21 protein-coding genes are annotated in these 25,080 nt (G+C 69.0%); 11 read left to right on the top strand and 10 right to left on the bottom strand.

The genetic code is table 11. From position 1 onward, the window contains the following. Nucleotides 1-145 precede the first annotated feature (145 nt). The 9 genes from rpmH (at nt 146) to AB0947_RS26285 (ending at nt 7,013) form a co-directional block, all read left to right on the top strand. A complete protein-coding gene (gene rpmH, locus AB0947_RS26325) occupies nt 146-283 on the top strand; it encodes a 50S ribosomal protein L34 (RefSeq protein ID WP_003956500.1) in 138 nt (45 codons plus the stop codon). Between the two features lie 21 nt (nt 284-304). Further along, nucleotides 305-676 carry a ribonuclease P protein component gene (rnpA, locus tag AB0947_RS26320; RefSeq protein ID WP_078611778.1) on the top strand — a complete coding sequence of 124 codons (372 nt, stop codon included), beginning with the start codon at nt 305-307 and terminating at the stop codon, nt 674-676. Continuing rightward, a complete protein-coding gene (gene yidD / locus AB0947_RS26315; RefSeq protein WP_366752780.1) occupies nt 673-1,047 on the top strand; it encodes a membrane protein insertion efficiency factor YidD in 375 nt (124 codons plus the stop codon). The genes rnpA and yidD overlap by 4 nt, the downstream gene beginning before the upstream one ends. Nucleotides 1,048-1,050: 3 nt before the next feature. After that, nucleotides 1,051-2,322 (top strand): membrane protein insertase YidC, encoded by a 1,272-nt coding sequence (gene yidC, locus AB0947_RS26310; RefSeq protein ID WP_366752779.1) that lies wholly within the window; start codon nt 1,051-1,053, stop codon nt 2,320-2,322. Nucleotides 2,323-2,337: 15 nt separating this feature from the next. Beyond that, the gene (locus AB0947_RS26305; protein WP_366752778.1) at nt 2,338-2,850 is read left to right on the top strand and encodes a R3H domain-containing nucleic acid-binding protein; all 513 of its coding nucleotides are present in this window, start codon (nt 2,338-2,340) and stop codon (nt 2,848-2,850) included. 117 nt (nt 2,851-2,967) lie between these two features. Next, complete coding sequence (gene rsmG, locus AB0947_RS26300) at nt 2,968-3,684, top strand: 16S rRNA (guanine(527)-N(7))-methyltransferase RsmG (RefSeq protein ID WP_356335626.1); 717 nt, start codon at nt 2,968-2,970, stop codon at nt 3,682-3,684. A gap of 319 nt (nt 3,685-4,003) precedes the next feature. After that, on the top strand, nt 4,004-5,077 hold the full coding sequence (locus tag AB0947_RS26295) for a ParA family protein (protein ID WP_366752828.1): 1,074 nt from the start codon (nt 4,004-4,006) through the stop codon (nt 5,075-5,077). After that, nucleotides 5,074-6,174, top strand: coding sequence for a ParB/RepB/Spo0J family partition protein (locus tag AB0947_RS26290; RefSeq protein ID WP_366752777.1), 1,101 nt, complete (start codon nt 5,074-5,076; stop codon nt 6,172-6,174). The genes AB0947_RS26295 and AB0947_RS26290 overlap by 4 nt, the downstream gene beginning before the upstream one ends. A 221-nt stretch (nt 6,175-6,395) precedes the next feature. Continuing rightward, nucleotides 6,396-7,013, top strand: a complete 618-nt coding sequence (locus AB0947_RS26285) for a GNAT family N-acetyltransferase (protein ID WP_366752776.1) — start codon at nt 6,396-6,398, stop codon at nt 7,011-7,013. A gap of 67 nt (nt 7,014-7,080) precedes the next feature. On the opposite strand, the gene trxA is transcribed toward AB0947_RS26285, so the two are convergent. The 7 genes from trxA to AB0947_RS26250 all read right to left on the bottom strand — a co-directional run bounded on the left by trxA (nt 7,081) and on the right by AB0947_RS26250 (nt 16,927). Further along, entirely contained in the window at nt 7,081-7,413 is a 333-nt protein-coding gene (trxA, locus tag AB0947_RS26280) for a thioredoxin (protein ID WP_366752775.1), read from the bottom strand. Nucleotides 7,414-7,461: 48 nt separating this feature from the next. Continuing rightward, nucleotides 7,462-8,430 carry a thioredoxin-disulfide reductase gene (gene trxB / locus AB0947_RS26275; protein WP_366752774.1) on the bottom strand — a complete coding sequence of 323 codons (969 nt, stop codon included), beginning with the start codon at nt 8,428-8,430 and terminating at the stop codon, nt 7,462-7,464. Nucleotides 8,431-8,583: 153 nt separating this feature from the next. Beyond that, a complete protein-coding gene (locus AB0947_RS26270) occupies nt 8,584-9,525 on the bottom strand; it encodes a hypothetical protein (protein ID WP_366752773.1) in 942 nt (313 codons plus the stop codon). Further along, nucleotides 9,522-10,271: an RNA polymerase sigma factor SigM gene (gene sigM / locus AB0947_RS26265; RefSeq protein WP_366752772.1), complete on the bottom strand. Its 750-nt coding sequence runs from the start codon at nt 10,269-10,271 to the stop codon at nt 9,522-9,524. The genes AB0947_RS26270 and sigM overlap by 4 nt, the downstream gene beginning before the upstream one ends. A gap of 25 nt (nt 10,272-10,296) precedes the next feature. Further along, on the bottom strand, nt 10,297-12,018 hold the full coding sequence (locus tag AB0947_RS26260; protein WP_366752771.1) for a protein kinase family protein: 1,722 nt from the start codon (nt 12,016-12,018) through the stop codon (nt 10,297-10,299). Nucleotides 12,019-12,136: 118 nt separating this feature from the next. Beyond that, complete coding sequence (gene murJ, locus AB0947_RS26255) at nt 12,137-14,509, bottom strand: murein biosynthesis integral membrane protein MurJ (protein ID WP_366752770.1); 2,373 nt, start codon at nt 14,507-14,509, stop codon at nt 12,137-12,139. A gap of 45 nt (nt 14,510-14,554) precedes the next feature. After that, the gene (locus AB0947_RS26250) at nt 14,555-16,927 is read right to left on the bottom strand and encodes a DUF6049 family protein (RefSeq protein ID WP_366752769.1); all 2,373 of its coding nucleotides are present in this window, start codon (nt 16,925-16,927) and stop codon (nt 14,555-14,557) included. Between the two features lie 256 nt (nt 16,928-17,183). On the opposite strand from AB0947_RS26250, the gene AB0947_RS26245 reads away from it, so the two are divergent. Then, on the top strand, nt 17,184-18,626 hold the full coding sequence (locus AB0947_RS26245) for a CCA tRNA nucleotidyltransferase (RefSeq protein ID WP_366752768.1): 1,443 nt from the start codon (nt 17,184-17,186) through the stop codon (nt 18,624-18,626). Nucleotides 18,627-18,718: 92 nt separating this feature from the next. Here the strand turns inward: AB0947_RS26245 and AB0947_RS26240 are convergent, their stop codons facing one another. From AB0947_RS26240 to AB0947_RS26230, 3 genes are all read right to left on the bottom strand, one after another. After that, complete coding sequence (locus AB0947_RS26240; protein WP_366752767.1) at nt 18,719-19,981, bottom strand: MFS transporter; 1,263 nt, start codon at nt 19,979-19,981, stop codon at nt 18,719-18,721. 100 nt (nt 19,982-20,081) lie between these two features. Then, nucleotides 20,082-21,164 (bottom strand): inositol-3-phosphate synthase, encoded by a 1,083-nt coding sequence (locus AB0947_RS26235; RefSeq protein ID WP_366752766.1) that lies wholly within the window; start codon nt 21,162-21,164, stop codon nt 20,082-20,084. 43 nt (nt 21,165-21,207) lie between these two features. Beyond that, nucleotides 21,208-21,891 carry a helix-turn-helix transcriptional regulator gene (locus tag AB0947_RS26230; protein ID WP_366752765.1) on the bottom strand — a complete coding sequence of 228 codons (684 nt, stop codon included), beginning with the start codon at nt 21,889-21,891 and terminating at the stop codon, nt 21,208-21,210. Nucleotides 21,892-22,674: 783 nt separating this feature from the next. Between AB0947_RS26230 and AB0947_RS26225 the strand changes: the two genes are divergently transcribed. After that, nucleotides 22,675-24,990: a transglycosylase domain-containing protein gene (locus tag AB0947_RS26225; protein ID WP_366752764.1), complete on the top strand. Its 2,316-nt coding sequence runs from the start codon at nt 22,675-22,677 to the stop codon at nt 24,988-24,990. The last annotated feature ends 90 nt before the right edge of the window (nt 24,991-25,080 follow it).

Below are 25,080 nucleotides of genomic sequence, written 5' to 3'. Positions count from 1 at the left end.
CTGCTGCCGCCTGCCTCCGATGGGCACAGATCACGTCAGGTGATCGGGAAGCGGTGCACTCGGGCGTGACGCGAGCTACTCGTGGGCGCACGGTGACAGCCAGGACGGCACCCCGCCACTACCGATTCTTTTCTGGAGCCCCCGAGTGAGCAAGCGCACCTTCCAGCCGAACAACCGTCGTCGCGCGAAGACCCACGGCTTCCGGCTGCGTATGCGCACCCGTGCCGGCCGCGCGATCCTCGCGTCCCGCCGTAGCAAGGGTCGCGCCCGCCTGTCCGCCTGATCCCGATCAGGTCATGACGTCGTGCTGCCCACCGAGAACCGGCTGAGGCGGCGCGAGGACTTCGCGACCGCGGTACGACGAGGTCGTCGGGCCGGACGCCCGACCCTCGTCGTCCACCTTCGAAGCGGTGCAACGGACCCGCACGCGCCTGGGGAGAGCGCTCCCCCGACGCGTGCGGGTTTCGTCGTGAGCAAGGCCGTGGGTGGTGCGGTCGTGCGCAACACAGTGAAGCGCAGACTGCGTCATCTGATGCGTGACCGAGTCGCCCTGTTCCCCCCCGGTAGCCTGGTAGTCGTACGAGCGCTGCCCGGAGCGGGCGACGCAGACCACGCACAGCTGGCCCGAGACCTGGATGCCGCCCTTCAGCGGCTGCTGGGAGGGGGCGCGCGATGAAGTACCCGCTGCTGGCTCTGATCAAGCTGTACCAGTGGACGATCAGTCCATTGCTGGGGCCGGTGTGCAAGTACTACCCGTCGTGCTCCCACTACGGCTACACGGCCATCGACCGGCACGGTGCGATCAAGGGAACGGCACTCACCGCCTGGCGCATCCTCCGGTGCAATCCGTGGTCGCTGGGCGGTGTGGACCATGTTCCGCCGCGTAAGCGCCCGCGGTGGCACGAAATGCTGCGCAATGCGTGGCGCGCACGCAGGGGCGGGTCCTCCGCCGCCGAACCGGCCACCGAAGCGAAGCTCGAGAAGCCTGCTTCCGAGCTTCCTCCGAGCCCGGCCGCAGAGACTTCGTCCCATGCCCAAGGAGCATGATTAGTGGACACGATTGCCAGCCTCTTCAGTTTCATCACCTGGCCCGTCTCCTGGGTCATCGTCCAGTTCCACAAGGTGTACGGGGCGCTCTTCGGCCCTGACACCGGATGGGCCTGGGGCCTGTCCATCGTGTCCCTGGTGATCCTGATCCGCATCTGCCTGATCCCGCTCTTCGTGAAGCAGATCAAGTCGACGCGCGCGATGCAGACGCTCCAGCCGGAGATGAAGAAGATCCAGGAGCGCTACAAGAACGACCGGCAGCGTCAGTCCGAAGAGATGATGAAGCTGTACAAGGAGACGGGCACCAACCCGCTCTCCTCGTGCCTTCCCATCCTGGCGCAGTCCCCGTTCTTCTTCGCCCTGTACCACGTGCTCAACGGCATCGCGACGGGCAAGACCATCGGTGTCATCAACGAGCCGCTGCTCGCCAGCGCCCGTCACGCGCACATCTTCGGCGCTCCGCTGGCCGCCAAGTTCTTCAGCAGCGAGAGCCAGATCAGCGCTCTCGGCGCCTCGCTGACCGACGTCCGTGTCGTCACCGCGATCATGATCGTGCTGATGTCGGCGTCGCAGTTCTACACGCAGCGCCAGCTGATGACGAAGAACGTCGACACCACGGTGAAGACGCCGTTCATGCAGCAGCAGAAGATGCTGATGTACGTCTTCCCGGTCATGTTCGCCGTCTTCGGTGTGAACTTCCCGGTCGGTGTCCTCGTCTACTGGCTGACCACCAACGTGTGGACCATGGGCCAGCAGATGTACGTCATCCACAACAACCCGACCCCGGGCTCCAAGGCCCAGGCCGCCTACCTGGAGCGCCTGTCCAAGCACATCACGCAGCACGGCAAGATCCGCCGGCGCAGCGAGAAGGTCATCATCAAGGCGATCGTCGCCAAGGGCCGTGACCGGAACGAGTTCGAGCGCAAGTTCATCAACGCGCTGAACAAGGCGGGCCTCGCCGCCCAGGCCGACGGCACCGTGACGCAGGGCACGGTCCAGGCCGCGGCGCAGACCGAGGAAGGCGCGGACACCGGCACCGCCACGGCTGCCGCCGCCCGGCGCCAGCAGCCCAAGCGTCAGACCAAGGCCCAGCGCCAGTCCGGGCCCAAGCAGGCGGGTGAGCCCACCTCGCTGGAGAAGTCCGACGAGCCGCAGGACGCCAAGCCCGCCGCTGCCAAGCAGCCCCAGAAGCCCGGCTCCGGCACCCGCAGCAAGGCCCAGTCCGGCCAGCGCAAGGGTGGCCCGCAGCGGCCCAAGTCCCCGTCCAAGAAGTAAGAAGGAGCCCATCCCGTGACGGAAGGCACCACCTCCGCCGCTGCCGAGGGTGCAGACACCCTCACCCGCCTGGAGCAGGAGGGTGAGATCGCGGCGGACTACCTGGAGGGTCTGCTGGACATCGCCGACCTCGACGGCGACATCGACATGGACGTCGAGGCCGACCGCGCCTCCGTGTCGATCATCAGCGACACCGGCAGCCGCGACCTGCAGAAGCTGGTCGGCCGGGACGGCGAGGTGCTGGAGGCGCTGCAGGAGCTGACGCGCCTGGCGGTGCACCGGGAGACCGGCGACCGCAGCCGGCTGATGCTGGACATCGCGGGGTACCGGGCCAACAAGCGGTCCGAGCTGTCCGAGCTGGGTGCCAAGGCCGCCGCCGAGGCCAAGAGCAGCGGCGAGCCGGTGAAGCTCAAGCCGATGACCCCGTTCGAGCGCAAGGTCGTGCACGACGCGGTCAAGGCCGCTGGGCTGCGCAGCGAGTCCGAGGGCGAGGAGCCGCAGCGGTTCGTCGTCGTGCTGCCCGCCTGATCGGCTCTCCCGTTCCACCGGCCCCGTCTGTTGAGCAGGCGGGGCCGAACTTTGTCAGCCTGGTAGTTCTGGTGGCCGGTGCGCGAAGCGCCGGCGCTGTACGGAAGGACGGTCCCCGTGACGGAGGCAGCGGAGCTTCCCCCCGCGCCCGAGCAGGCGCGCGAAGTGTTCGGTGATCGCTTCGCCGATGCGGTCCGCTATGCGGAACTGCTCGCCGAGGCGGGTGTGCAGCGCGGCCTGATCGGCCCGCGGGAAGTGCCCCGCCTGTGGGAGCGGCACCTCCTGAACTGCGCGGTGCTCTCCGAGGCTGTCCCCGAAGGGGTGACGGTCTGCGATGTCGGTTCCGGCGCGGGACTGCCGGGCATCCCGCTGGCCCTGGTCCGCGACGACCTGAACATCACGCTGCTCGAGCCCCTGCTGCGGCGCACCAACTTCCTCACGGAGGTCGTCGAGCTCCTCGGCCTGGACCACGTCACCGTGGTGCGGGGCCGTGCCGAGGAGGTCCTGGGCAAGCTCCCGCCCGTCCATGTGGTGACCGCCCGGGCCGTGGCCCCGCTCGACCGCCTGGCCACCTGGGGCATCCCGCTGCTGCGGCCGTACGGCGAGATGCTCGCGCTCAAGGGCGACACCGCCGAGGAGGAGCTGAAGGCATCCGCTGCCGCGCTCAGCAAGCTGGGCGCGGTGGAGACGTCCATCCTCCACGTGGGTGAGGGCATCGTGGATCCGCTGTCGACGGTGGTGCGGGTCGAGGTCGGTGAGAGCCCGGGTGGCGTCCGCTTCGCCGCCAAGCGGGCGAAGGCGGCCCGGACGGGACGCACTCGCCGACGCCGCTGATCCGTCCTGACGACGAGACGTACTCCACACAAGCTGCCAAACCCGCGCAAGCCGGAGTGTCGCAACGGTCCGGTCGCAGCCGCTGTGCATCGTGTTTCACGTGAAACGTCGCTCACTGCTGCACGGCATCATCAGTCGTGGCCGCGCCGCGGCCGAACCTCGCGACCGGAAGCCTCTCGGTTCCCTGGGAGAGGTCCCTGCCCCGGACACTCCGGCCCTTCCCCCGGCAACTCCGTCCCCTTTCAGGGGCACGGAGTTGTCCACAGAGGTGGATTTCTCCACAGAAGACCAGGCCTCACTGGTTCACGACCCCGAAGACATGGGAGGCTCTGTTCATTGCGAGCCTGAAGTCGAGGAGAGTGAATCCTTGCGGTCCGACGCCAACATCGCGGGACCGATGACCGATCCGGTCCCCGGTCCCCGTACCGAGTCGATGGGGGCGGATGTTTCACGTGAAACACCGCCTCCGATGGACGACACTCCCATCGGTCGTGCGGCCCAACTGGCGGTGGAGGCTCTCGGCCGCGCCGGCGAAGGCCTGCCCCGGCCGGAGCAGACCAGAATCATCGTGGTCGCCAACCAGAAGGGTGGCGTGGGCAAGACGACGACGACCGTCAACCTTGCCGCTTCGCTGGCTCTGCACGGAGCCCGCGTCCTGGTGATCGACCTCGACCCGCAGGGCAACGCGTCCACGGCCCTCGGGATCGACCACCACGCCGACGTTCCGTCCATCTACGACGTGTTGGTCGAAAGCAAGCCTCTCGCCGAAGTCGTCCAGCCGGTCGTAGACGTCGAAGGCCTCTTCTGCGCCCCCGCCACCATCGACCTCGCCGGTGCGGAGATCGAGCTGGTGTCCCTGGTGGCCCGGGAGAGCCGGCTCCAGCGGGCCATCCAGGCGTACGAACAGCCGTTGGACTACATCCTCATCGACTGCCCGCCCTCGCTCGGCCTGTTGACGGTCAACGCGCTGGTCGCGGGCGCCGAGGTACTCATCCCGATCCAGTGCGAGTACTACGCCCTGGAGGGCCTCGGCCAACTCCTGCGCAACGTCGACCTGGTGCGGGGGCACCTCAACCCCACCCTGCATGTGTCGACCATCCTGCTCACCATGTACGACGGCCGGACGCGCCTTGCCTCCCAGGTCGCGGAAGAGGTGCGCAACCACTTCGGTGACGAGGTGCTGCGGACGAGCATTCCCCGCTCCGTCCGTATCTCCGAGGCACCGAGTTACGGGCAGACGGTGCTGACTTACGATCCAGGATCGAGCGGCGCCCTCTCGTATCTTGAGGCGGCTCGAGAAATCGCGCTGAAGGGCATCGGCGTCAGCTACGACGCGAGCCAGGCCCACATCGGCGCCCAGAAAGACCAGAGCATGGTGGAGGGGATCCAGTGAGCGAGCGACGGAGGGGTCTGGGCCGTGGTCTCGGCGCACTGATCCCTGCTGCCCCGACGGAGAAGGCACCGGCTCCGGCGGCGATGGGGGGTGGAGGATCCAGTTCCTCCGCAGCCGCTCCGGTGCTGACGACCGACCGCGGGGTGGCCGCGGCGAAGGTGGCCGCACTGCCGCCGGTGGCACAGGAGACAGAGGCGGCTCCGGCGAGCCCGGCCGTCGAGGTGCCCGCATCCCCGATGGGCGCCCACTTCGCCGAGATCCCCCTGGACGCCATCACGCCGAACCCACGCCAGCCGCGTGAGATCTTCGACGAGGACGCCCTCCAGGAACTGATCACCTCCATCAAGGAGGTCGGCCTCCTCCAGCCCGTCGTCGTGCGGCAGCTGGGTCCCGGCCGCTACGAGCTGATCATGGGTGAGCGGCGTTGGCGCGCATGCCGCGAAGCCGGCCTGGAAGCCATCCCGGCCATTGTCCGGGCCACGGACGACGAGAAGCTCCTCCTGGACGCGCTGCTGGAGAACCTGCACCGCGCGCAGCTGAACCCGATCGAAGAAGCCGCCGCCTACGATCAGCTGCTGAAGGATTTCAACTGCACGCACGACCAGCTGGCCGACCGGATCGGCCGGTCCCGTCCGCAGGTCTCCAACACACTGCGTCTGCTGAAGCTGTCGCCGACCGTCCAGAAGCGGGTGGCGGCCGGAGTCCTCTCGGCCGGCCACGCCCGGGCCTTGCTGGCCGTCGAGGACTCCGAGGAGCAGGACCGGCTGGCGCACCGGATCGTGGCCGAGGGGCTGTCGGTGCGCTCCGTCGAAGAGATCGTGACGCTGATGGGCTCGCGCCCTCAGAAGGCCTCGCGCGCCCGGGGACCCCGGGCCGGGTCGCTGCCCTCGCCGGCGCTGAGCGAGCTGGCCACCCGGCTCTCGGACCGCTTCGAGACACGGGTGAAGGTGGAGCTGGGGCAGAAGAAGGGCAAGATCACCGTGGAGTTCGCCTCCGCGGATGATCTGGAGAGGATCCTCAGCTCACTCGCCCCGGGGGAGAAGCTGGCCCTCCAGAAGAGCCTTCAGGAGAGCGACGGCGAGGAGACGCACGACTGAGCCTCGGGCGGTGCCGCCCTGTGAGCAGTGGAGCGGACCGTGTCCGGTGTGTACCGGAACACGGTCCGCTCTTTGCTTTGAGGCGGTATCGAGTGAATCCGATCGTGGATACGATGCGATCAGATAGGGCACATCCACCAGACAGCGTCTGCATCTGTGAGTGGAAAGACGGGGGCAGCCGCTCGCGGTGCGGCGGGCGAAGGAAGCGAGGATCAGCCTTCATGGGGCGTCGGCTCGTGCCGCTCACACTGGACAACCTTCAGGACGTTCCCCACCCTTGCCGTTCGTGTGTCTTCTGGGAACTGGACCCTGTCAGCGGCGAAGCGGCGGTGAACGCGGGCACGGCCGCCATGGAGAAGGAATCCTGGATCTCCGCCGTTCTGCTGGACTGGGGGTCGTGCGGCCGGGTGGTGTACGTCGACGACGTACCGGCGGGCTTCGTCCTCTACGCCCCGCCGGCCTATGTCCCTCGCTCGACGGCCTTCCCCACGAGCCCGGTCTCGCCGGACGCCGTTCAGTTGATGACCGGCTTCGTCATGCCGGGATACCAGGGACAGGGGTTGGGCCGGGTGCTGGTGCAGGCGGTTGCCAAGGATCTGCTGCGCCGGGGCTTCAAGGCGATCGAGGCCTTCGGCGACTCCCACTGGAAGGAGCCCGCCTGTCTGCTGCCCGCCGAGCATCTGCTGGCCGTGGGCTTCAAAACGGTACGGCAGCACCCCACACATCCCCGGCTGCGGCTGGAGTTGCGATCCACGCTCTCCTGGAAGGAAGACGTGGAGATGGCGCTTGACCGGCTCCTGGGGGCGGTCCAGAAGGAGCCCGCGCTGAGGCCGCTGTAGCGGAGAGGGCTCAAACATGAAGGGGCCGACCCTTGCGGGTCGGCCCCTTCATGTTTCACGTGAAACGTCACTTGGTGATGAACTCTTCGAGGTCACGGAGAAGCGCGGCCTTGGGCTTGGCGCCGACGATGGTCTTGGCAACCTCGCCGCCCTGGTAGACGTTCAGGGTCGGGATGGACATGACGCCGTACTTGGCAGCCGTGCCCGGGTTCTCGTCGATGTTGAGCTTGACGATCTCGATCTTGTCGCCATGCTCGGCGGCGATCGCCTCCAGGGAGGGGGCGATCTGACGGCACGGGCCGCACCACGCCGCCCAGAAGTCCACGAGGACGGGCTTGTCGCTCTTGAGGACGTCCTGATCGAAGGAGTCGTCGGTCACAGTCTTCAGGTTGCCGGCCACGGTGGGCTCCTTACCTTGGTCGTGCGGTGGGGTGAGGGAGAGGGAAGGTCAGACGGCGGTCTTCTCGGGCTCCGCCTTCTCCTCGTCCGCGAGGGCGGCGAGGAAGCGCTCGGCGTCCAGGGCGGCGGAGCAGCCGGTGCCGGCCGCGGTGATCGCCTGGCGGTAGGTGTGGTCCACCACGTCACCGGCGGCGAAGACACCGGGCAGGTTGGTGCGGGTGGACGGGGAGTCGACCTTCAGGTAGCCCTCCTCGTCCAGGTCCAGCTGGCCCTTGAACAGCTCGGTGCGCGGGTCGTGGCCGATCGCGATGAACAGGCCCGTCGCGGGGAGCTCGGACAGCTCGCCGGTCTTGACGTTGCGCAGCGTCAGACCGGAGAGTTTCTGGTCACCGTGGATCTCGGCGACCTCGCTGTCCCAGACGAACTTGATCTTCGGGTCACCGAAGGCGCGCTCCTGCATCGCCTTGGAGGCGCGCAGGGTGTCCCGGCGGTGGACGATCGTCACGGACTTGGCGAACCGCGAGAGGAAGGTGGCCTCCTCCATCGCGGTGTCGCCACCACCGATCACGGCGATGTCGTGGTCCTTGAAGAAGAACCCGTCACAGGTGGCGCACCAGGAGACGCCACGGCCGGAGAGCGCGTCCTCGTTCGGCAGGCCCAGCTTGCGGTGCTGGGAGCCGGTGGTGACGATGACGGCCTTCGCCCGGTGGACCGTGCCCGCGGTGTCGGTGACGGTCTTGATCTCACCGGTGAGGTCGACGGAGACGACGTCGTCCGGGATCAGCTCGGCGCCGAACCGTTCGGCCTGGGCGCGCATGTTGTCCATGAGCTCGGGGCCCATGATGCCGTCGCGGAAGCCCGGGAAGTTCTCCACCTCGGTGGTGTTCATCAGCGCGCCACCCGAGGTGACAGCTCCTTCGAACACCAGGGGCTTCAGCGACGCACGGGCGGTGTAGAGCGCCGCCGTGTAGCCTGCGGGCCCGGAGCCGATGATGATCACGTTACGGACGTCGCTCACGGCTTGATTCCTCGTCTCTGGTCTGCGTCAGTCGACCGGTGGGAGCTCCTTTCGGAACTCTCACACCACCCAACGGATCCTACGGTCCCTGCATTCCCGGTGTGCCCCGGCACACGCGTGCCCAGGAACGACCGAAGGAGTGTTCCAGCCGGCTCAGTGACGCGCGACGGACTGCTTCAGCAGAACCGTGCCGGCGGAAGCCGTCTGCTGGTGCACACAGACAGCGTCGACCACATAGGCGGTGACCCGCATGCCGTCGTGTGCGTCGGCCACGACGACGAGGTAGGCGGGCTTCCCCGCGTATGTTCCCGTCTTGGCGGCCAAGACGTTCGTGCTCGGGTTGAGTGCTCCCCGGACACAGTCGGGGACCGGAACCGTGGTCTGGAGGAGGGTGTTGGGGCCCTGGGTCGACCCGGGTGTGTCCGACCCGCCGTCACCGCCCAGCCGGGGCTCCACGCTGTCCGACGGCAGACCCTTCTTGGCGCTGAGGAGGGCGTGCACCTGGTTCTGGACGCTGTCGCCGGAGAAGGTGTCAGCGGAGACGGTCGGTGTCCCATGGGCGGTCGTGTGGTCGGTGGTGTCCCCGAGAGACTTCACGATCAGGCCTCCGGCACCCAGCACCGCGGCGGTGAGGACGGCGCCCAGGACGAGCCGGCCACGGCGCCGCCCTCGCTGCGGTCCCTTGCGCCCGGGGCCGGTCCCCGCGCGCGAACGTCCGGCGGGACGGTCGACGGGGTGATCAAGGGCAGGAGCAGTGGAGTGGACGACGGGGCGGGCAGCGGGGTGCGCGGTGGTGGGCGATGTTTCACGTGAAACATCGCCTGCGGTGTCCTCGGCGCCCACGCTCTGTGGTGCCTCGGCCGCAAGGGCGGCGCTGATGCGCTCGACCACCTGGTCCGGCATGCGTTCCGGCGCAGGCACGGAACCCAGCAGGCGGCGGATCTCCTCCAGCGACGCGTAGACGTCCGCGCATGCCTCGCACCCGTCCAGATGGCGCCGTACATCGGTGCTGCGGTCCAGCGGAAGGAGGCCCTCGGTGAGGTCGGCGATCTCCGTGACGTCCGGATGCCCGGCCGTGTCTGTCGTGGAAGTCACGCTCGCCCACCTCCGCCCTTCACTACGGCTGTATCGCTCGGCCCCGTGTCCCCGGGATGCCCGCTCGGTGACCCCGTTGCCGGTGGGACGGATGACCCCTGCCCCCGGTTCCGTTCCGGACTGGTTTCTTTCCCGGCCCCGGCACCGGCCGATCGCGTCTTTGGGGTGCCTTCGGGCCGTAGATGCGTGAGCAGCGGCAACAGCCTGGCCCTGCCCCGGGCGCACCTGCTCTTCACCGTCCCCGTCGGGACATCGAGGATCCGTGCGGCTTCGGCCACGGGGTAGCCCTGCATGTCCACCAGGACAAGCGCGGCCCGCTGCTCCGGCGGCAGAGTGCCGAGCGCTTCGAGGAGCTGGCGGTGCACGTCCTTCCGCTCGGCCGGCGCCGAGGCGGACTCGTACGGCTCCAGCAGCTGCTCCAGCCGCTCGGTGTCGTCGACCGGGGCCGTCTTCCGCGAAGCCGCCTTACGGGCCCGGTCCAGGCAGGCGTTCACCGTGATCCGGTGCAGCCACGTCGTGACGGCCGACTGCCCCCGGAACGTGTGGGCGGCCCGGTAGGCCGACACCAGGGCGTCCTGAACCGCGTCAGCGGCCTCCTCGCGGTCCCCCAGGGTCCGCAGGGCGACCGCCCACAGCCGGTCCCGGTGACGCCGTACGATCTCGCCGAAGGCCTCGGGGTCGCCTTCCACGTGGCGGGCGAGCAGGTCGTGGTCGCCCACCCCGTCGTATCCGGCGCCGTCCGCCATCTGCCCCTCCGGTCCGGGTGAGACGTCAGCCCGTGAACTTCACTTCGCCGATGGCCTGCTTGTACCCGGCACTGGCGTACAGGGTGGAGTCGTACCCCGAGTTGGGCACGGCCGTCAGCCAGACGAGCACGTACTGCGTCTTGACCGGCTTGGTGGCCTTCACCGTGGCCGTCGTGCCCGTCGTCGTCACGCTGCCGATCTTCGTCATGGAATCCAGCGAGGCCGGGGACAGCGAATCCGCGGCGTAGAGCTCGACCGTCGTGTGGTCACCGCCGTAACGGAGGTCGATGGTGGCCGTGCTGAGCTGCTTGGCCGAGCCGAGGTCGTACACGATGCCGACGCCCGGCTTGAACGGCGCGATCGTCGGACCTTCGTTGAAACTCTTGGTCTTCCAGTACGTCGAGGCGTCGCCGTCGTACGTCTTGGAGACGTTGCCGGGACTCTGGGCATCACCCTTGGCGACGAACTCCTGGCCGTTCGTGATCTTTATGGGAGCCGGCTTCGGCTTCAGGGCGTTCTTGTCGCCGCCGTCCGTCGTCTGGCTCTTGTTGGTGTCGTCCGACTTCCCGCCGTGGTCCATCAGAGCGTCCGCCAGCTGCCAGCTGCCCAGACCCAGGGCGGCGATGAGCAGGGCCGACACCGCCCACTTCAGAGCCTTCCCGGTGCGGCTCTGCAACGGCGGCGGCGGGGGAGCCATCGGCTGCGTGACCCCCGGGTGGGGTGCCGGGCGGCCGTAGGTGCCCTGCTGATAGGTGGTGCGCTGGTACTCCGGAGGGGCCGTGAACGTCGGCTCGGGCGGGCGGATGCGCGGCATCTCACCGATCGCCTTCACCAGCTCCTCCGGCGTGGTGCACGGAGCCTCGTGACGGGATGCCGTGGCACCGTCGTTGACGAGGGCGCGCATGGCGAGTTCGGACAGGCCGCGGTGCACACCGGCCCGCACCTGGTCCGGAGGGATGAGGCCGATGTCCTTGGGGAGACCGGACAGACCGTAGGCGTCGCTCTCGTAGGGCCAGCGCTGGGTCAGCGCCGCGTACAGCAGGGCGCCGATCGCCTCGGTGTCGGTGCGCTGCGGGGTGTCGGAGCTGATGCCCCGCAAGGCGGCGTTCACGGCCAGGCCCCGGATGCGCCACTGGCCGGTGGAGGCGCGCAGCACGGCGTTCGGGTTCAGCCGCAGATGGGCCAGACCCTCCCGGTGTGCGGCGGCCATGGCGGAGGCGACCTGACTGACCATCTGGTAGGCGTCGTGCGGCTCCAGCGGGCCGCCGGCGAGCAGGGTGGACAGTTCGGTGGCGTCGGGCAGCCACTCGTGGACGACGTAGACGACGTCGTTCTCCTCGACTGCGTCGAGGACCTGGACGAAGCGCGGATCGCCGAGGAGGGCCGAGGAACGGGCGGCGGCGAGGACGGCACGGGCCCGGGCGTGGTCCGCGGGCAGGACGTGGACACCGACGGCACGACGGAGTTTCTCGTCGACCGCACGCCAACTGCTGAATCCGTCCAGACGGGTGACGCACTCCTCCAGCCGGTAACGTCTGGCGAGCTTGTGACCGCTGTGCAACTCCGGGGACGAAGCCTTCCGCCCGGGACCTTCGGTTCCGCCGCTCCCCTGTGCCTCCACGCTGTCCGTGTCCCGCTCCGGGTTCTTGGCCACCCCGTCGGCCGTGGACTGGTCCGCCTTGGCGGTCAGCGGTTGCTCACCGCTGTTGTCTGCCACGTCGACGGCAGCCGTGCTCCGTTCCGCCACCGTCGTCCCTGCCTCCCCATCCGTTGCACGCTGTCCGACGCCGAAACCAATTGTGCCCACAGTCCGCCGCTATGCACGACACACAGCGGCGGACGATGGTTGTGCGCCTACCCCCGCCTCAACGCCCCAGACGCCCGCGCACCATACCGACGAGCGAGTTGAGTTCCTCGATGCGCATCCGCCGGGCGGCGACGAAGAAGACACCGACCAGAACGACACCGCCGGCGAGCAGCGCGGCGAAGGAGCCGACGACGCCCAGTCCGAGGGTGTGTCCGATGCCGTAGCAGGCGGCGCCGCTGAGGAGGGCCGCCGGGAGGGAGGCGATACCCAGGCGCGCGTAGGTGCGCAGCACCCGCGAGCCGTCCAGGTCCCCGCCCAGCCGCTGGCGCAGCCGGCGCCAGGCGACGCCCACCCCGATGGCGTAGGCCAGGCCGTAGGCGGCGGCCATGCCGGCGACGGCCCAGCGGGCCGGCAGCAGGAAGTAGCACAGGGCCGAGGCGCCGGCGTTGACCGCGGCCACGATGACCGTGTTGTAGAAGGGGGTGCGGGTGTCCTCGTAGGCGTAGAAGGCGCGCAGGACGACGTACTGCACGGAGTAGGGGATCAGACCGAGGGCGAAAGCCATCAGCATGTACCCCATGTTGGTGGCCGCGCCGGTGCCGGCGGAGCCGAAGATGAGCGTGCACATCGGGATGCCGAGCGCGACGAACCCGAAGGCGATCGGCACGATGGCGACCGCGGTGGTGCGCAGACCCTGGGAGATGTCGTCGCGGACGGCGCCTGCGTCGCCCTCGGCGGCCGAGCGCGAGATGCGCGGCAGCAGGGCGGCCATCAGGGAGACGGTGATGATGGCCTGCGGCAGGCCCCAGATCAGCTGGGCGTTGGCGTAGGCGGCGAAGCCGGCGCCCTTGATCCCGGAGTCCTTGCCCGCGGCGGTGGACAGCTGCGTCACGACCATGGCGCCCGCCTGGTTGGCGAGGACGAACAGGACCGTCCACTTGGCGAGCATCGCGGCCTTGCCCAGGCCGTGGCCCTTCCAGTCGAAGCGCAGCCGGACCCGGAAACCGGTCTCGCGCAGGTAAGGGATCATCGCCAGGGCCTGGACGACCAGGCCGAGCAGCACGCCGGCGCCGAGCAGGCGCTGGCCCTCCGGCGGGATGGTGGTGACGTCCATGTGGGAGTTGGCGGCGGTGCCGTAGACCCAGATGAACATGCCGAGCGTCACGATGATGACGATGTTGTTCAGGACCGGGGTCCACATCATCGCGCCGAACTTGCCGCGCGCGTTGAGGATCTGACCCATCACCACATGGATGCCCATGAAGAAGATCGAGGGCAGGAAGTAACGGGTGAAGGTGACCGCGACCTCGTTCGCCGCCGGGTTGCTGGCCACCGGGTTGGCGAGCAACCGCACCAGGAGGGGCGCGGCGAACATCGCGAGTCCCGTCAGGGCGGCCAGGGCCACCATCACGAGGGTCAGCAGCCGGTTGGCGAAGGCCTCGCCGCCGTCCTCGTCCTCCTTCATCGAGCGCACCAGCTGGGGCACGAACACGGAGTTCAGGCCGCCGCCGACGGTGAGGATGTAGATCATCGTCGGCAGCTGGTAGGCGACCTGGAAGGAGTCGGCGAGGAAGCCGAGGCCCAGCGCGGCGGCGATCAGCGCGGAGCGGATGAAGCCGGTGAGGCGGGAGACCATCGTGCCCGCAGCCATGACCGCGCTGGACTTCAGCAGCCCGGTGGCCCGTCCGCCCTTCTTGGCGGGAGCGGCCGTGTCACCGGCCGTGGTGGCTTCCGGCTCGACGAGCCCGGGCGGGCCCGCGGGATCCGCGGCGGCGGCCGGAGCGGGCACCTGGGACTGCGCCGCGTATCCGGTGGCGGGACCGGCCGGGTACCCGGCGCCTGCGTACGGGTGGCCCTGCTGCGGGTGGTGACCGTGCTGCGGCGGGTACGGGCCGGCGGGGCCGTACCCGCCGCCCGGCGCCGCGGCGGGTCCCGGAACGGCCGGGGGATCCATGGGCGCCTGGGCGCCGCCCTGCTGCTGGTCCTTGAAGAGGTGCGCGAAGGCGTCCGGCTCGTGGTACTCCTCGCCGGAGTGGCTGACCAGGTCGTCCACGCCCACGAACTGGGTCGTGCGCGGATCTTCGCCGTAGGGCAGGTAGGGGGCCGTGGTCCCTGGCTCCGGCGCCGGGGTCTGCGCCCACACGTTCGGGTCGGGTGCGTAGGGCGACTGGGCGGGCGGGGCGTACAGCGGCTGCTGCTGGTCGTAGGTGCCCGGGGGCGGCGGCGGGTGCGCGGCACGGTCGTACAGCGCCTCGGCGACCGGGTCCTGGGCGGCCAGGTCGCGCGCCCGGTACGGGTCCTGCTCGTAGGCGTCCTGGAGGTACATGTCCGCAGCGTGCTGCGGCGGCACCTGGCCGGGCTCGGGCGGCGGCTCGGGGTAGCCCGAGCCGGCCGCGCCCTGACCGCGGTCACCGTCGTACGGCGCGTTCATGCTTACCCCACCTCATCGTCCCGGGCCCACCGGCCACGACATCGCTCAACGGTCCACTCTCTCACCCGTCCCGGACGGGTCGGCGTTTTCCGGTGCGGTGTCCGGCGCAGGGTCACTCGGCTGCTCCGGGTCGTCGGCCCCGGAGGTGGAGTCGGACTCCTCCGGGAGACGGTCACCGGGCCCCTCCGGGTTCCCGGGCCGGCCCGCGTCCTCCCCCGCCGTGCCGGGACCGTCGTCGTCGGCCTGCCGGGCGGCCGCGCGCTTGCGCTGGGTGTACATGCGGAATCCGGCGAGCACGAGGAGCAGGACGCCGCCGCCGATGACCAGCATCACGGTGGGCGTGACCTCGGTGACCTTCACGTCGAAGCTGACGGCGTCACCGTAGGGCCGGCCGTCCTCGGTGTACAGCTGGGCGAGGACCGTCACCCGGCCGTTGGCGTTGGCCGAGGTGGTGAACTTCACCGACTGGCTGTGCCCGCCGGAGACCTCGACGGGCTGTTCCGCGTAGGCCTTGCCGTGGATCTTCAGACGGGTCGGCATGGTCGAGGTGAGGCGCAGCACCAGGTGGCCCACGGGCTGGACCAAATTGTTCTGGACGGTCACCGGGATGGTGGCGCTGCGGCCCGAGAGCTTGGTCTCGGACTTGTCGATCAGCTTGACCTGCTTGGACAGGTCGTCCATCCAGGCCTCCACACCGTCGCGATAGCCGACGGCCTCGCCCCTGCGGCCCCGCCAGGACGTGGACATCTCCCGGTTTATGGCCCGCCCGAAGGGTGTGACGACGCGGGACTGGTCGGAGAGGATCACCCGGAAGTTGTCGAGCTTGTCCTGGGTGCGGGCGATCTGGTCGAAGGCCGCCCTCGGCAGTTCCTGCCGGCGCAGCGAGGAGGGGTAGGCGGACCTCGGGGGGATGCGTGTGGTGGCGCCCGGGTCGGGCTTGTCCTTGGCCGCCGCGGAGAGGTCCTGCGACTGCGACCAGGTGCCGCCCTGGAGCACCTTCAGCGCCGCCGCCATCGCCTGCGCCTGCCTCGCCGTAGGCATGCGCTGCGGGGCGACGACGATGCTGCGCTGTTTGTCCGTCTGGGCGTTCAGCGCCAGGCTCTGGGCCAGGAACCGCTGGACGGCGAGGGTGGCCGAACCCGCCTTCGTGAGGTCGCCCTCGAACGCCGTGGACAGCCGGGCGTCGGCGACGACCGCCGTGGTGCCCCCGCCGACCGGACGGGCGGCGGACGGCGTGTACGGCAGTCCGCCGGTCTCCTGGAGGCTGTCGCTGCGGGCGATCACCCGGTCGGCGCCGGCGGAGGTCGCGACCTTCATGATCGACGGGTCCACGGCGCCGTTCACCGGCCAGGCGAAGTCGGTGCTCGGTGTGACATGGAGCACGGTCTTCACGGTGATCGCGGCGACGTCGGTGGCGTCCTTGAGGTGGCTGAGTGAGCCGGTGACGCTGGTGCCGTTGTGGGCCAGGGAGGCCAGGTCGGGGTCGGCGAACGGCAGGGCGACGACCTCCTTGCCGGCCACCGCCTTCTGCAGGGCGGCCAGCCACTGCTGGGCGGCCGCCTGGTGTGCGCGCGGGCCGGGCGTGCTGGTGCCGTCGGCCGCCTGGAGCCGGTAGTTGCCCGCGGCCATCGCGTCGACCGAGGCGAGCAGGTCAGGGTCGATCACCCAGGTGACGTCGAGGTCCTTGCCCAGGTCCACCATCTGAGCCAGCCGGCCGCCGGGGGCCAGCTCCTTGGCGAGGTCGTCGTCGAGGAACTCCGGCGTCTGCAGTTCGCCCGCGCCCGTCTTCGCCGTCAGGTGGGCCGTGGAGATCAGCGGCCACAGGAACGACGTCTTGGTCTTGGCGTCGGCGTCCGACGGCTGCCAGGGCAGGAACGTCCGCTGGATGCCGAGCACCTGGTCCCATGCCTGGGCGGAGGTCTGGCCGGACAGGGTGACGTCGAACTCGTAGACCCCGTCGTCGCCGAGGTCGAGCTTGTCCACGGGCACGGAGATCGTGAAGTGCTCGGCGACCCCGGGGGCCAGCTTGTCGAACTTCTCCTCGTACTTGTCGCCGACCTCCGTGCCGGTGCCGCTCTGCGGCTCGTCGGAGTGCCGGGCGACGGAGTCGATCTCCGAGCGGCTGGTCAGCTGGGGGCCGACCCGCAGACCCACATGGGCTTCGGTGACGGCCCGCTTGCCGTTGTTCGTCACCGTGCCCGAGACGGTCACCGTGTCGCCGTCCGTGGGGGCACTGGGGCTGAGCGAGTCCAGGGAGACGGACACCGTGCCGGACGAGTCGGCCTGTGCGGGCCCGGCGGCGGGCAGCTGGAGCAGACCGGTCAGCAGTGGTGCCCCGGCGAGCAGTGCTCCGGCGCGCCGCAGCCACCGGCGGGCAGGTGAGGCACTGGTCCCCTGGAAGTCAGCCGCCTCGGCCACGCGCTCGCCCGTCCCTCGTCGTCGTCAGTGGTCGTCGGAATGTGCGTCCACGCATGGTAACGATGCGCGCTGAAGGGAAGTGCCGCGGTCTCCTCTACAAGATCGAAGGACAACCGTGACCCGTCCCCTATATCCAGTATCGAGGGGAGAGCGGCCGTACGCCGCAAGAGCAGCGCTTGCACGGGTATGCCGGGAGCTGTCCGCACCGCGTTATCGGGGCGCCCCCGGTCGCGCGAGGCACGTACCCTCTTCTGTTGTGCCGAACCCGAACGAAGACACTCCCTCTGCCCTGAGCCAGGCGCAGCAGCGCGCGGTCGCCGAGCTGCTGCGGGTGGCCCCCGTCGCCGACGATCTCGCCCGTCGATTCCAGGAGGCGGGCTTCTCGCTCGCCCTGGTCGGCGGATCGGTCCGCGACGCACTGCTCGGCCGGCTCGGCAACGACCTGGACTTCACCACCGACGCCCGCCCCGAGGACGTACTGAAGATCGTCCGGCCCTGGGCGGACGCCGTATGGGAGGTGGGCATCGCCTTCGGCACGGTCGGCGCGCACAAGGGCGGCTACCAGATCGAGATCACCACGTACCGGTCCGAGGCGTACGACCGCACCTCGCGCAAACCGGAGGTGTCGTACGGCGACTCCATCGAGGAGGATCTGGTCCGCCGCGACTTCACGGTCAACGCGATGGCCGTGGCGCTTCCGGCGAAGGAGTTCATCGACCCGCACGGTGGACTGGAGGATCTCGCGGCGCATGTCCTGCGGACACCGGGCACGCCCGAGGGGTCGTTCTCGGACGATCCCCTGCGCATGATGCGGGCCGCCCGGTTCGCCGCCCAGCTGGACTTCGAGGTCGCCCCCGAGGTCGTCACCGCCATGACGGAGATGGCCGCGCGGATCGAGATCGTCTCCGCCGAGCGGGTCAGGGACGAGCTGAACAAGCTCATCCTGTCCGCGCACCCGTGCAAGGGCCTGACGCTGCTCGTCGACACCGGGCTCGCCGGGCACGTGCTGCCCGAGCTGCCGGCGCTGCGACTGGAGAGGGACGAGCACCACCGGCACAAGGACGTCTACGAGCACACGCTGATCGTCCTGGAGCAGGCGATCGCGCTGGAGGAGGACGGTCCGGACCTCACCCTCCGGCTGGCCGCGCTGCTGCACGACATCGGCAAGCCGCGCACCCGACGCTTCGAGCAGGACGGCCGGGTCTCCTTCCACCACCACGAGGTGGTCGGCGCCAAGATGACCAAGAAGCGCATGACCGCCTTGAAGTACTCCAACGAGCTGGTGAAGGACGTCTCACGGCTGGTCGAACTCCACCTGCGCTTCCATGGCTACGGCACCGGTGAGTGGACCGACTCGGCGGTCCGCCGGTATGTGCGTGACGCGGGCCCGCTGCTGAACCGCCTGCACAAGCTGACCCGCTCCGACTGCACCACACGCAACAAGCGCAAGGCGGTCGCCCTGTCCCGGGCCTACGACGGCCTGGAGGAGCGCATCGCCCAGCTCCAGGAGCAGGAGGAGCTCGACGCGATCCGCCCCGACCTCGACGGCAACCAGATCATGGAGATCCTCGGGGTCGGTCCCGGCCCGGCCGTCGGCAAGGCGTACAAGCACATGCTGGAGCTGCGTCTGGAGAACGGGCCGATGGAGCACGACACCGCGGTGACGGCGCTCAAGGAGTGGTGGGCCGAGCAGGGCTGAGTCGGTCCGGGTGATGTTTCACGTGAAACAGATGCCAGGGACGGAGGCACCGAGGGGCGATGTTTCACGTGAAACATCGCCCCTCGCTTTGTCTACCGGCGCGGGAAACGGGCCAGCCCGGCGGCGATCGCGCCATAGATGACGGCGACGAGAATCACCAGCACCGTTGAGCGGCCGTCCGGCGGGAGCATCAGGGCCGCCACTCCCGCGGCACCGACGAAAGCGACGTTGAAGAGCACGTCGTACACGGAGAAGACCCGGCCGCGGAATCCGTCGTCGATGCAGGACTGGACGATCGTGTCCGTGGCGATCTTGGCGCCCTGGGTGATCAGGCCCAGGACGAAGGCCGCGATCATGAGGGGTCCGGCCGTGAAGGGCAGACCCAGGGCGGGTTCCAGCACCAGGGCCGCGCCGGAGCACACGATGATCCAGCGGAGGGGACCGAGCCGGCCCGCCGCCCACGGCGTCACCACGGCCGCCGCGAAGAATCCCGCGCCGGACAGCGCCAGCGCTGCACCGAGGAGTCGCAGCCCGTCCTCGGGAGTGTCGGACAGGGCGTAGCGGCAGAGCATGAGCAGCAGGACGAGGAGGGCGCCGTAGCAGAAGCGCATCAGGGTCATCGCGCCCAGGGCCCAGGCCGCTTCCCTGCGTCTCGGCGTGGCCAGGTGGCGCATGGCCGCCAGCAGTTCGCGCGCCGTCGTGGCGAGCGCCGCGCCGAGACGCGGCCGGGCCGGGTGCCGGTCGGGGCCGAGGAGGTCGGACGCCAGGCGGAGGGACGCGAGGCTCGCGCACAGGTACAGGAGGGCGCCGAGCAGCACCACCGCCGCGTCGGAGTCCGATGCGACGATCCGCACGCCGAAGGCCAGGGCTCCGCCGACGGTCGCGGCGAGGGTGCCGGCGGTCGGGGACAGCGAGTTGGCCAGCACCAGGCGCTCGGTGTCGACGACACGCGGCAGCGCGGCGGACAGCCCGGCGAGGACGAAACGGTTGACGGCCGTGACACACAGAGCGGACACGTAGAACAGCCAGTCGGGAGCATGGCCGAGCATCAGCGCGGCGGTGGCCGCGGCCAGCAGGGCGCGCAGCAGATTGCCGTACACGAAGACCTGCCGGCGGCGCCAGCGGTCCAGCAGCACACCGGCGAAGGGCCCGACCAGTGAGTAGGGGAGCAGCAGGACCGCCATCGCCGAGGCGATCGCGGCGGCCGAGGTCTGCTTCTCCGGGGAGAAGACGACGTACGCGGCGAGCGCGACCTGGTAGACGCCGTCGGCGCCCTGGGACAGGAGGCGGACGTACAGCAGTCGCCGGAAGTTGTTCAGGCGCAGCAGGACGCGCAGGTCACGGACGACGGGCATGGGTCACACCCTCACACATGCGGAAGGTCCCCGGGTCACGGGACCCGGGGACCTTCACAGCCCTGGCAGGAGCGTTCTCATGCGAGCGGCGCCGGACGTCTTAGCGCTCGACCTCACCGCGGATGAACTTCTCGACGTTCTCGCGGGCCTCGTCGTCGAAGTACTGGACCGGCGGGGACTTCATGAAGTACGAGGAAGCGGAGAGGATCGGGCCACCGATGCCGCGGTCCTTGGCGATCTTCGCGGCGCGCAGCGCGTCGATGATGACACCGGCGGAGTTCGGGGAGTCCCAGACCTCCAGCTTGTACTCCAGGTTCAGCGGGACGTCACCGAAGGCACGACCCTCCAGGCGGACGTAGGCCCACTTGCGGTCGTCCAGCCAGGCCACGTAGTCGGACGGGCCGATGTGGACGTTCTTCTCGCCCAGGTCCCGGTCGGGGATCTGGGAGGTGACGGCCTGCGTCTTGGAGATCTTCTTGGACTCCAGGCGCTCGCGCTCGAGCATGTTCTTGAAGTCCATGTTGCCGCCGACGTTCAGCTGCATCGTGCGGTCGAGGACGACACCGCGGTCCTCGAACAGCTTCGCCATGACGCGGTGCGTGATGGTGGCGCCGACCTGGGACTTGATGTCGTCACCGACGATCGGCACACCGGCCTCGGTGAACTTGTCCGCCCACTCCTTGGTGCCGGCGATGAAGACCGGGAGGGCGTTGACGAAGGCGACCTTGGCGTCGATGGCGCACTGGGCGTAGAACTTCGCCGCGTCCTCGGAGCCGACGGGCAGGTAGCAGACCAGGACGTCGACCTGCTTGTCCTTCAGGACCTGGACGATGTCGACCGGCTCGGCGTCCGACTCCTCGATGGTGGCGCGGTAGTACTTGCCGAGGCCGTCGAGGGTGTGGCCGCGCTGGACGGTGACACCGGTGGTGGGGACGTCGCAGATCTTGATGGTGTTGTTCTCGGAGGCGCCGATGGCGTCCGCGAGGTCGAGGCCGACCTTCTTGGCGTCGACGTCGAACGCGGCGACGAACTCGACGTCGCGGACGTGGTAGTCACCGAACTGCACGTGCATCAGGCCGGGGACCTTGGACGCCGGGTCGGCGTCCTTGTAGTACTCGACTCCCTGCACCAGCGACGCGGCGCAGTTGCCCACGCCGACGATGGCTACGCGAACCGAACCCATTCCGGTTGCTCCCTGTGTGTACGAGTGAGGCCCTGACTGGGACTCACGTGGCGGTGTCGTCGGGCGTATCCGTCCGCGGGGCGTCCCCGGAACGGGGCAGGCCGCCCGTCGATCCAGTGGTGGTGTCCTGCTGAGCGGGCCCCCCGGACGCGGAACCCTTCAGGTCCCGCCCGGCCCGCTCGCTCTCGATGAGCTCGTTCAGCCAGCGCACTTCGCGCTCCACGGACTCCATCCCGTGGCGCTGGAGCTCAAGTGTGTAGTCGTCGAGGCGCTCCCGGGTGCGCGCCAGGGAGGCGCGCATCTTCTCCAGGCGCTCCTCCAGGCGGCTGCGCCGGCCCTCCAGGACGCGCATGCGCACATCGCGTGAGGTCTGCCCGAAGAAGGCGAACCGTGCGGCGAAGTGCTCGTCCTCGTACGCATCGGGACCGGTCTGCGAGAGCAGCTCCTCGAAGTGCTCCTTGCCTTCCGCGGTCAGCCGATAAACGATCTTGGCGCGGCGTCCGGCGAGGGGAGCGGCGAGGGCGTCGTCGTGGGTGTTCCCGGGTTCCTCGATCAGCCAGCCGCTGGCGACCAGCGTCTTGAGGCAGGGGTACAGCGTTCCGTAGCTGAACGCGCGGAACACACCCAGTGACGTGTTGAGTCGTTTGCGCAGCTCGTAGCCGTGCATCGGGGACTCCCGGAGCAGGCCGAGCACGGCGAACTCAAGGATGCCGGAGCGCCGGCTCATCGTCGCCTCCTCTCGGTCCCGCAGGTCCGCCCCACAGGTCTCGCACTGCCTGGCAGCGTCTTTATCTCGTGCTGATGTATCGACTCGATACATCAGCACGATAGAACGGCCTACCGCACGCGACAAGGGGGTCGGTGGTGAACGGGATCACATCACTGTTTCGTTGGAGGCAACTTGCCTGTTTTGGGGTGAACTTCGGAGCTCGGCGCGTTTTGGTGGTGCGTAGTCTGTGCGGCATGCACACCACCGGGAACCGCGTGATGCCTGGGGAGCGTCGTCGTCCCTGGTGCAGTACGGGTGAATGCAGGACCGACCACATCCGTACTTCGGGGGGACCGGAAATCAGCCGCCGTTCCAGGCGCGCACGGGTGCGCCTGCCCGAGGAGTAATCGTTCGATGAGCGAGCACCGTCGCAAACCGCCGCAGCCGCAGGGAGGCGGACGTGCCGCGGCCCGACGCGGCCAGTCCGGTCCGTCCTCCGGCCGCCGTGCGGCACCGCGAGGCGCCACCGGGTCCCCTTCCGACTCCTATGGGTCCCGTCCCCCGGGGTCGGAGTCCGCTGACCCGGGAAGTGAGGAGCGTGCCTACGGCGGCCGTGCCGAGGCCCGCCGTGCCGCCCAGAGAGGTGGCCGACGCAGAGCGGCCGACAACGCCGGCGGCCGGCGCGGCGGCCCGGGCGGGCCGACCGGTCCCGGGCGCGGCAACGGCCGCGCGACGACCGCACCGGGCAAGAAGCGGTTCATCGACTACCCGAGGGCCGGCAAGTACGGCTGGCGACGGTGGATGCCGTCCTGGAAGCTGGTCAGCGGGCTGTTCATCGGCTTCGTCGGCAGCCTGGTGGTGATGGTCGGCGTCGGCTACGCGATGGTCTCCATCCCGAACGAGAACGACGCGGCCAAGTCGCAGAACAACGTCTACTACTGGGCCGACGGCAGTCAGATGGTGGCGACGGGCACCGGGGTGAACCGGCAGAACGTCACCATCGACAAGATCCCCGAGGCCATGCAGTGGGCCGTGATCTCGGCGGAGAACAAGAGCTTCTACGACGACTCGGGCGTCGACCCCATGGGTATCGCCCGAGCCCTGGCGAACATGGCCCGGGGCGGCCAGACGCAGGGTGGTTCGACGATCACCCAGCAGTTCGTGAAGAACACCTACCTGAGCCAGGAACAGACGGTCACCCGCAAGTTCAAGGAGATGTTCATCTCCATAAAGGTGGGCACGAAGCTCGACAAGAAGCAGATCCTGCAGGGCTACCTGAACACCTCGTACTACGGCCGGGGTGCCTACGGCATCCAGGCCGCCGCGCAGACCTACTACGGCGTGAACGCCGTCGATCTCAAGCCGAGCCAGTGCGCCTTCCTCGCGGCCCTGCTGAAGGGCCCGACGTACTACGACCCGGCCGGCAACGCCGACCTCGACCCGTCGGCGAACGCCACGGACAACCTGCGGCGTTCCCAGGAGCGCTGGGCCTGGATCCTGAGCGAGATGCACAAGGACAAGCACCTCAGCGATGCCCAGTACCAGGTGGCCAAGAGCAAGTACCCCAAGCCGCAGGGCCGCAAGGCGACCAAGAACATGACCGGCCAGATCAGCTACCTCGTCGACACGGCCAAGAAGTACGTCCTGAACCACTCCAAGATCACCGAGGCGCAGTTCGACCAGGGCGGCTACCAGATCTACACGACCTTCGACAAGAAGAGCGTCAACGCCCTGAGTGCGGCCGTGAAGAAGGTCCAGAAGGAGCGCCTCGACCCGAAGCACCGTGATCTGGACAAATACGTCCAGTTCGGTGCGGCATCGGTGGTGCCGAAGGACGGTGCGATCGTTGCGCTCTACGGCGGTGACGGCTACGAGAACGGGCACTTCACCAACAACGCCGACACGTCCGGTGTCCCCGTCGGTTCGACGTGGAAGCCGTTCGTCCTGGCCGCGGCGATGGAGTACGGCACCTACAAGTCCGACGGTGAGGGCCTCTCACCGCTGAGCAAGTACAACGGCAACGACAAGCTCAAGGTGAGGAACCAGGACGGGAGCTACGTCCTGAACAAGGACGGCTCGGTCTTCTACCAGCGCAACGAGGGTCCCAAGCCCTGGGGCTACATCACGCTGCGCAAGGCCATGGAGCAGTCCATCAACACCCCGTTCGTGCAGCTCGGCATGGACGTGGGGATGTCGAAGGTCCGAGACGTCGCGAAGGCGTCCGGCATCCTCGACTCGAGCTTCGCCACGCTCAACCCCTCCTTCGCCATCGGCACCTCGACGCCGAGCGCGATCCGTATGGCCGACGCGTACGCCACGTTCGCCGCGTCCGGCCAGCACACGGATCCGTACTCAGTGACGAGCGTCAAGAAGGAGGGTCAGGAGCTGCCGGGCTTCACCAAACCCAAGCGGACGCGCGTGATGCCGGAGAACGTGGCCAACAACGTCACGGACACGCTGGAGAACGTGGTCCAGAACGGTACGGGCCAGAACGCCAAGGCGCTGGGGCGTACCGTGGCCGGCAAGACCGGTACCACCGACAGCAACAAGTCGGCCTGGTTCGTCGGCTACACCCAGCAGCTGTCGACCTCGGTCGCGATGTTCCGAGAGAACCCCAAGGACCACGAACTGCTGTCCATGAACGGCACGGCGGGTGTGGACTCCATCCACGGTGGTGACATCCCGACGCTGGTGTGGACCGAGTACATGAAGGCCGCACTCAAGGGCAAGAACGACCCCGGCTTCCCGGACCCCACCGAGATCGGCAAGGTCCAGGACGAGCTGGGTGCTCCCTCCCCGACCCCGAGCGTCACCATCACGCCGAGCGAGACGCCGAGCGACTCGCCGACTCCGACGCCGAGCGTGACGACCACCTCACCGTCACCGACGCCGAGCGAGTCCTGCCAGCTCGGCTGGGACCCGAACTGCAACGGCAACGGAAACGGCAACGGGAACGGAAACGGCGGGGGCAACGGCAATGGCAACGGAGGCCTGGACACGGGTGGTGTCGACGGAGGCGGAGGCGAGTCGCCGACACCCACGGCCACGGACACGACCGGCACCGGTAACACCCGAGGAAACGGCAACGGGGGCTTCTTCGGGGGCCAGAACGGCTAACCCGGCGATCTGACCGGTTGGCGACCATATCGCCCACCAAGGGTGTTTCACGTGAAACATGGGCCGCCGCACCCACCAGGTGCGGCGGCC

The organism is Streptomyces sp. NPDC047841 (assembly GCF_040704085.1).
Classification (GTDB): Bacteria; Actinomycetota; Actinomycetes; order Streptomycetales; family Streptomycetaceae; genus Streptomyces; species Streptomyces argyrophylli.
Note: the sequence above shows the minus strand (reverse complement) of the source record. Positions and strands in the feature narration are given on the sequence as shown.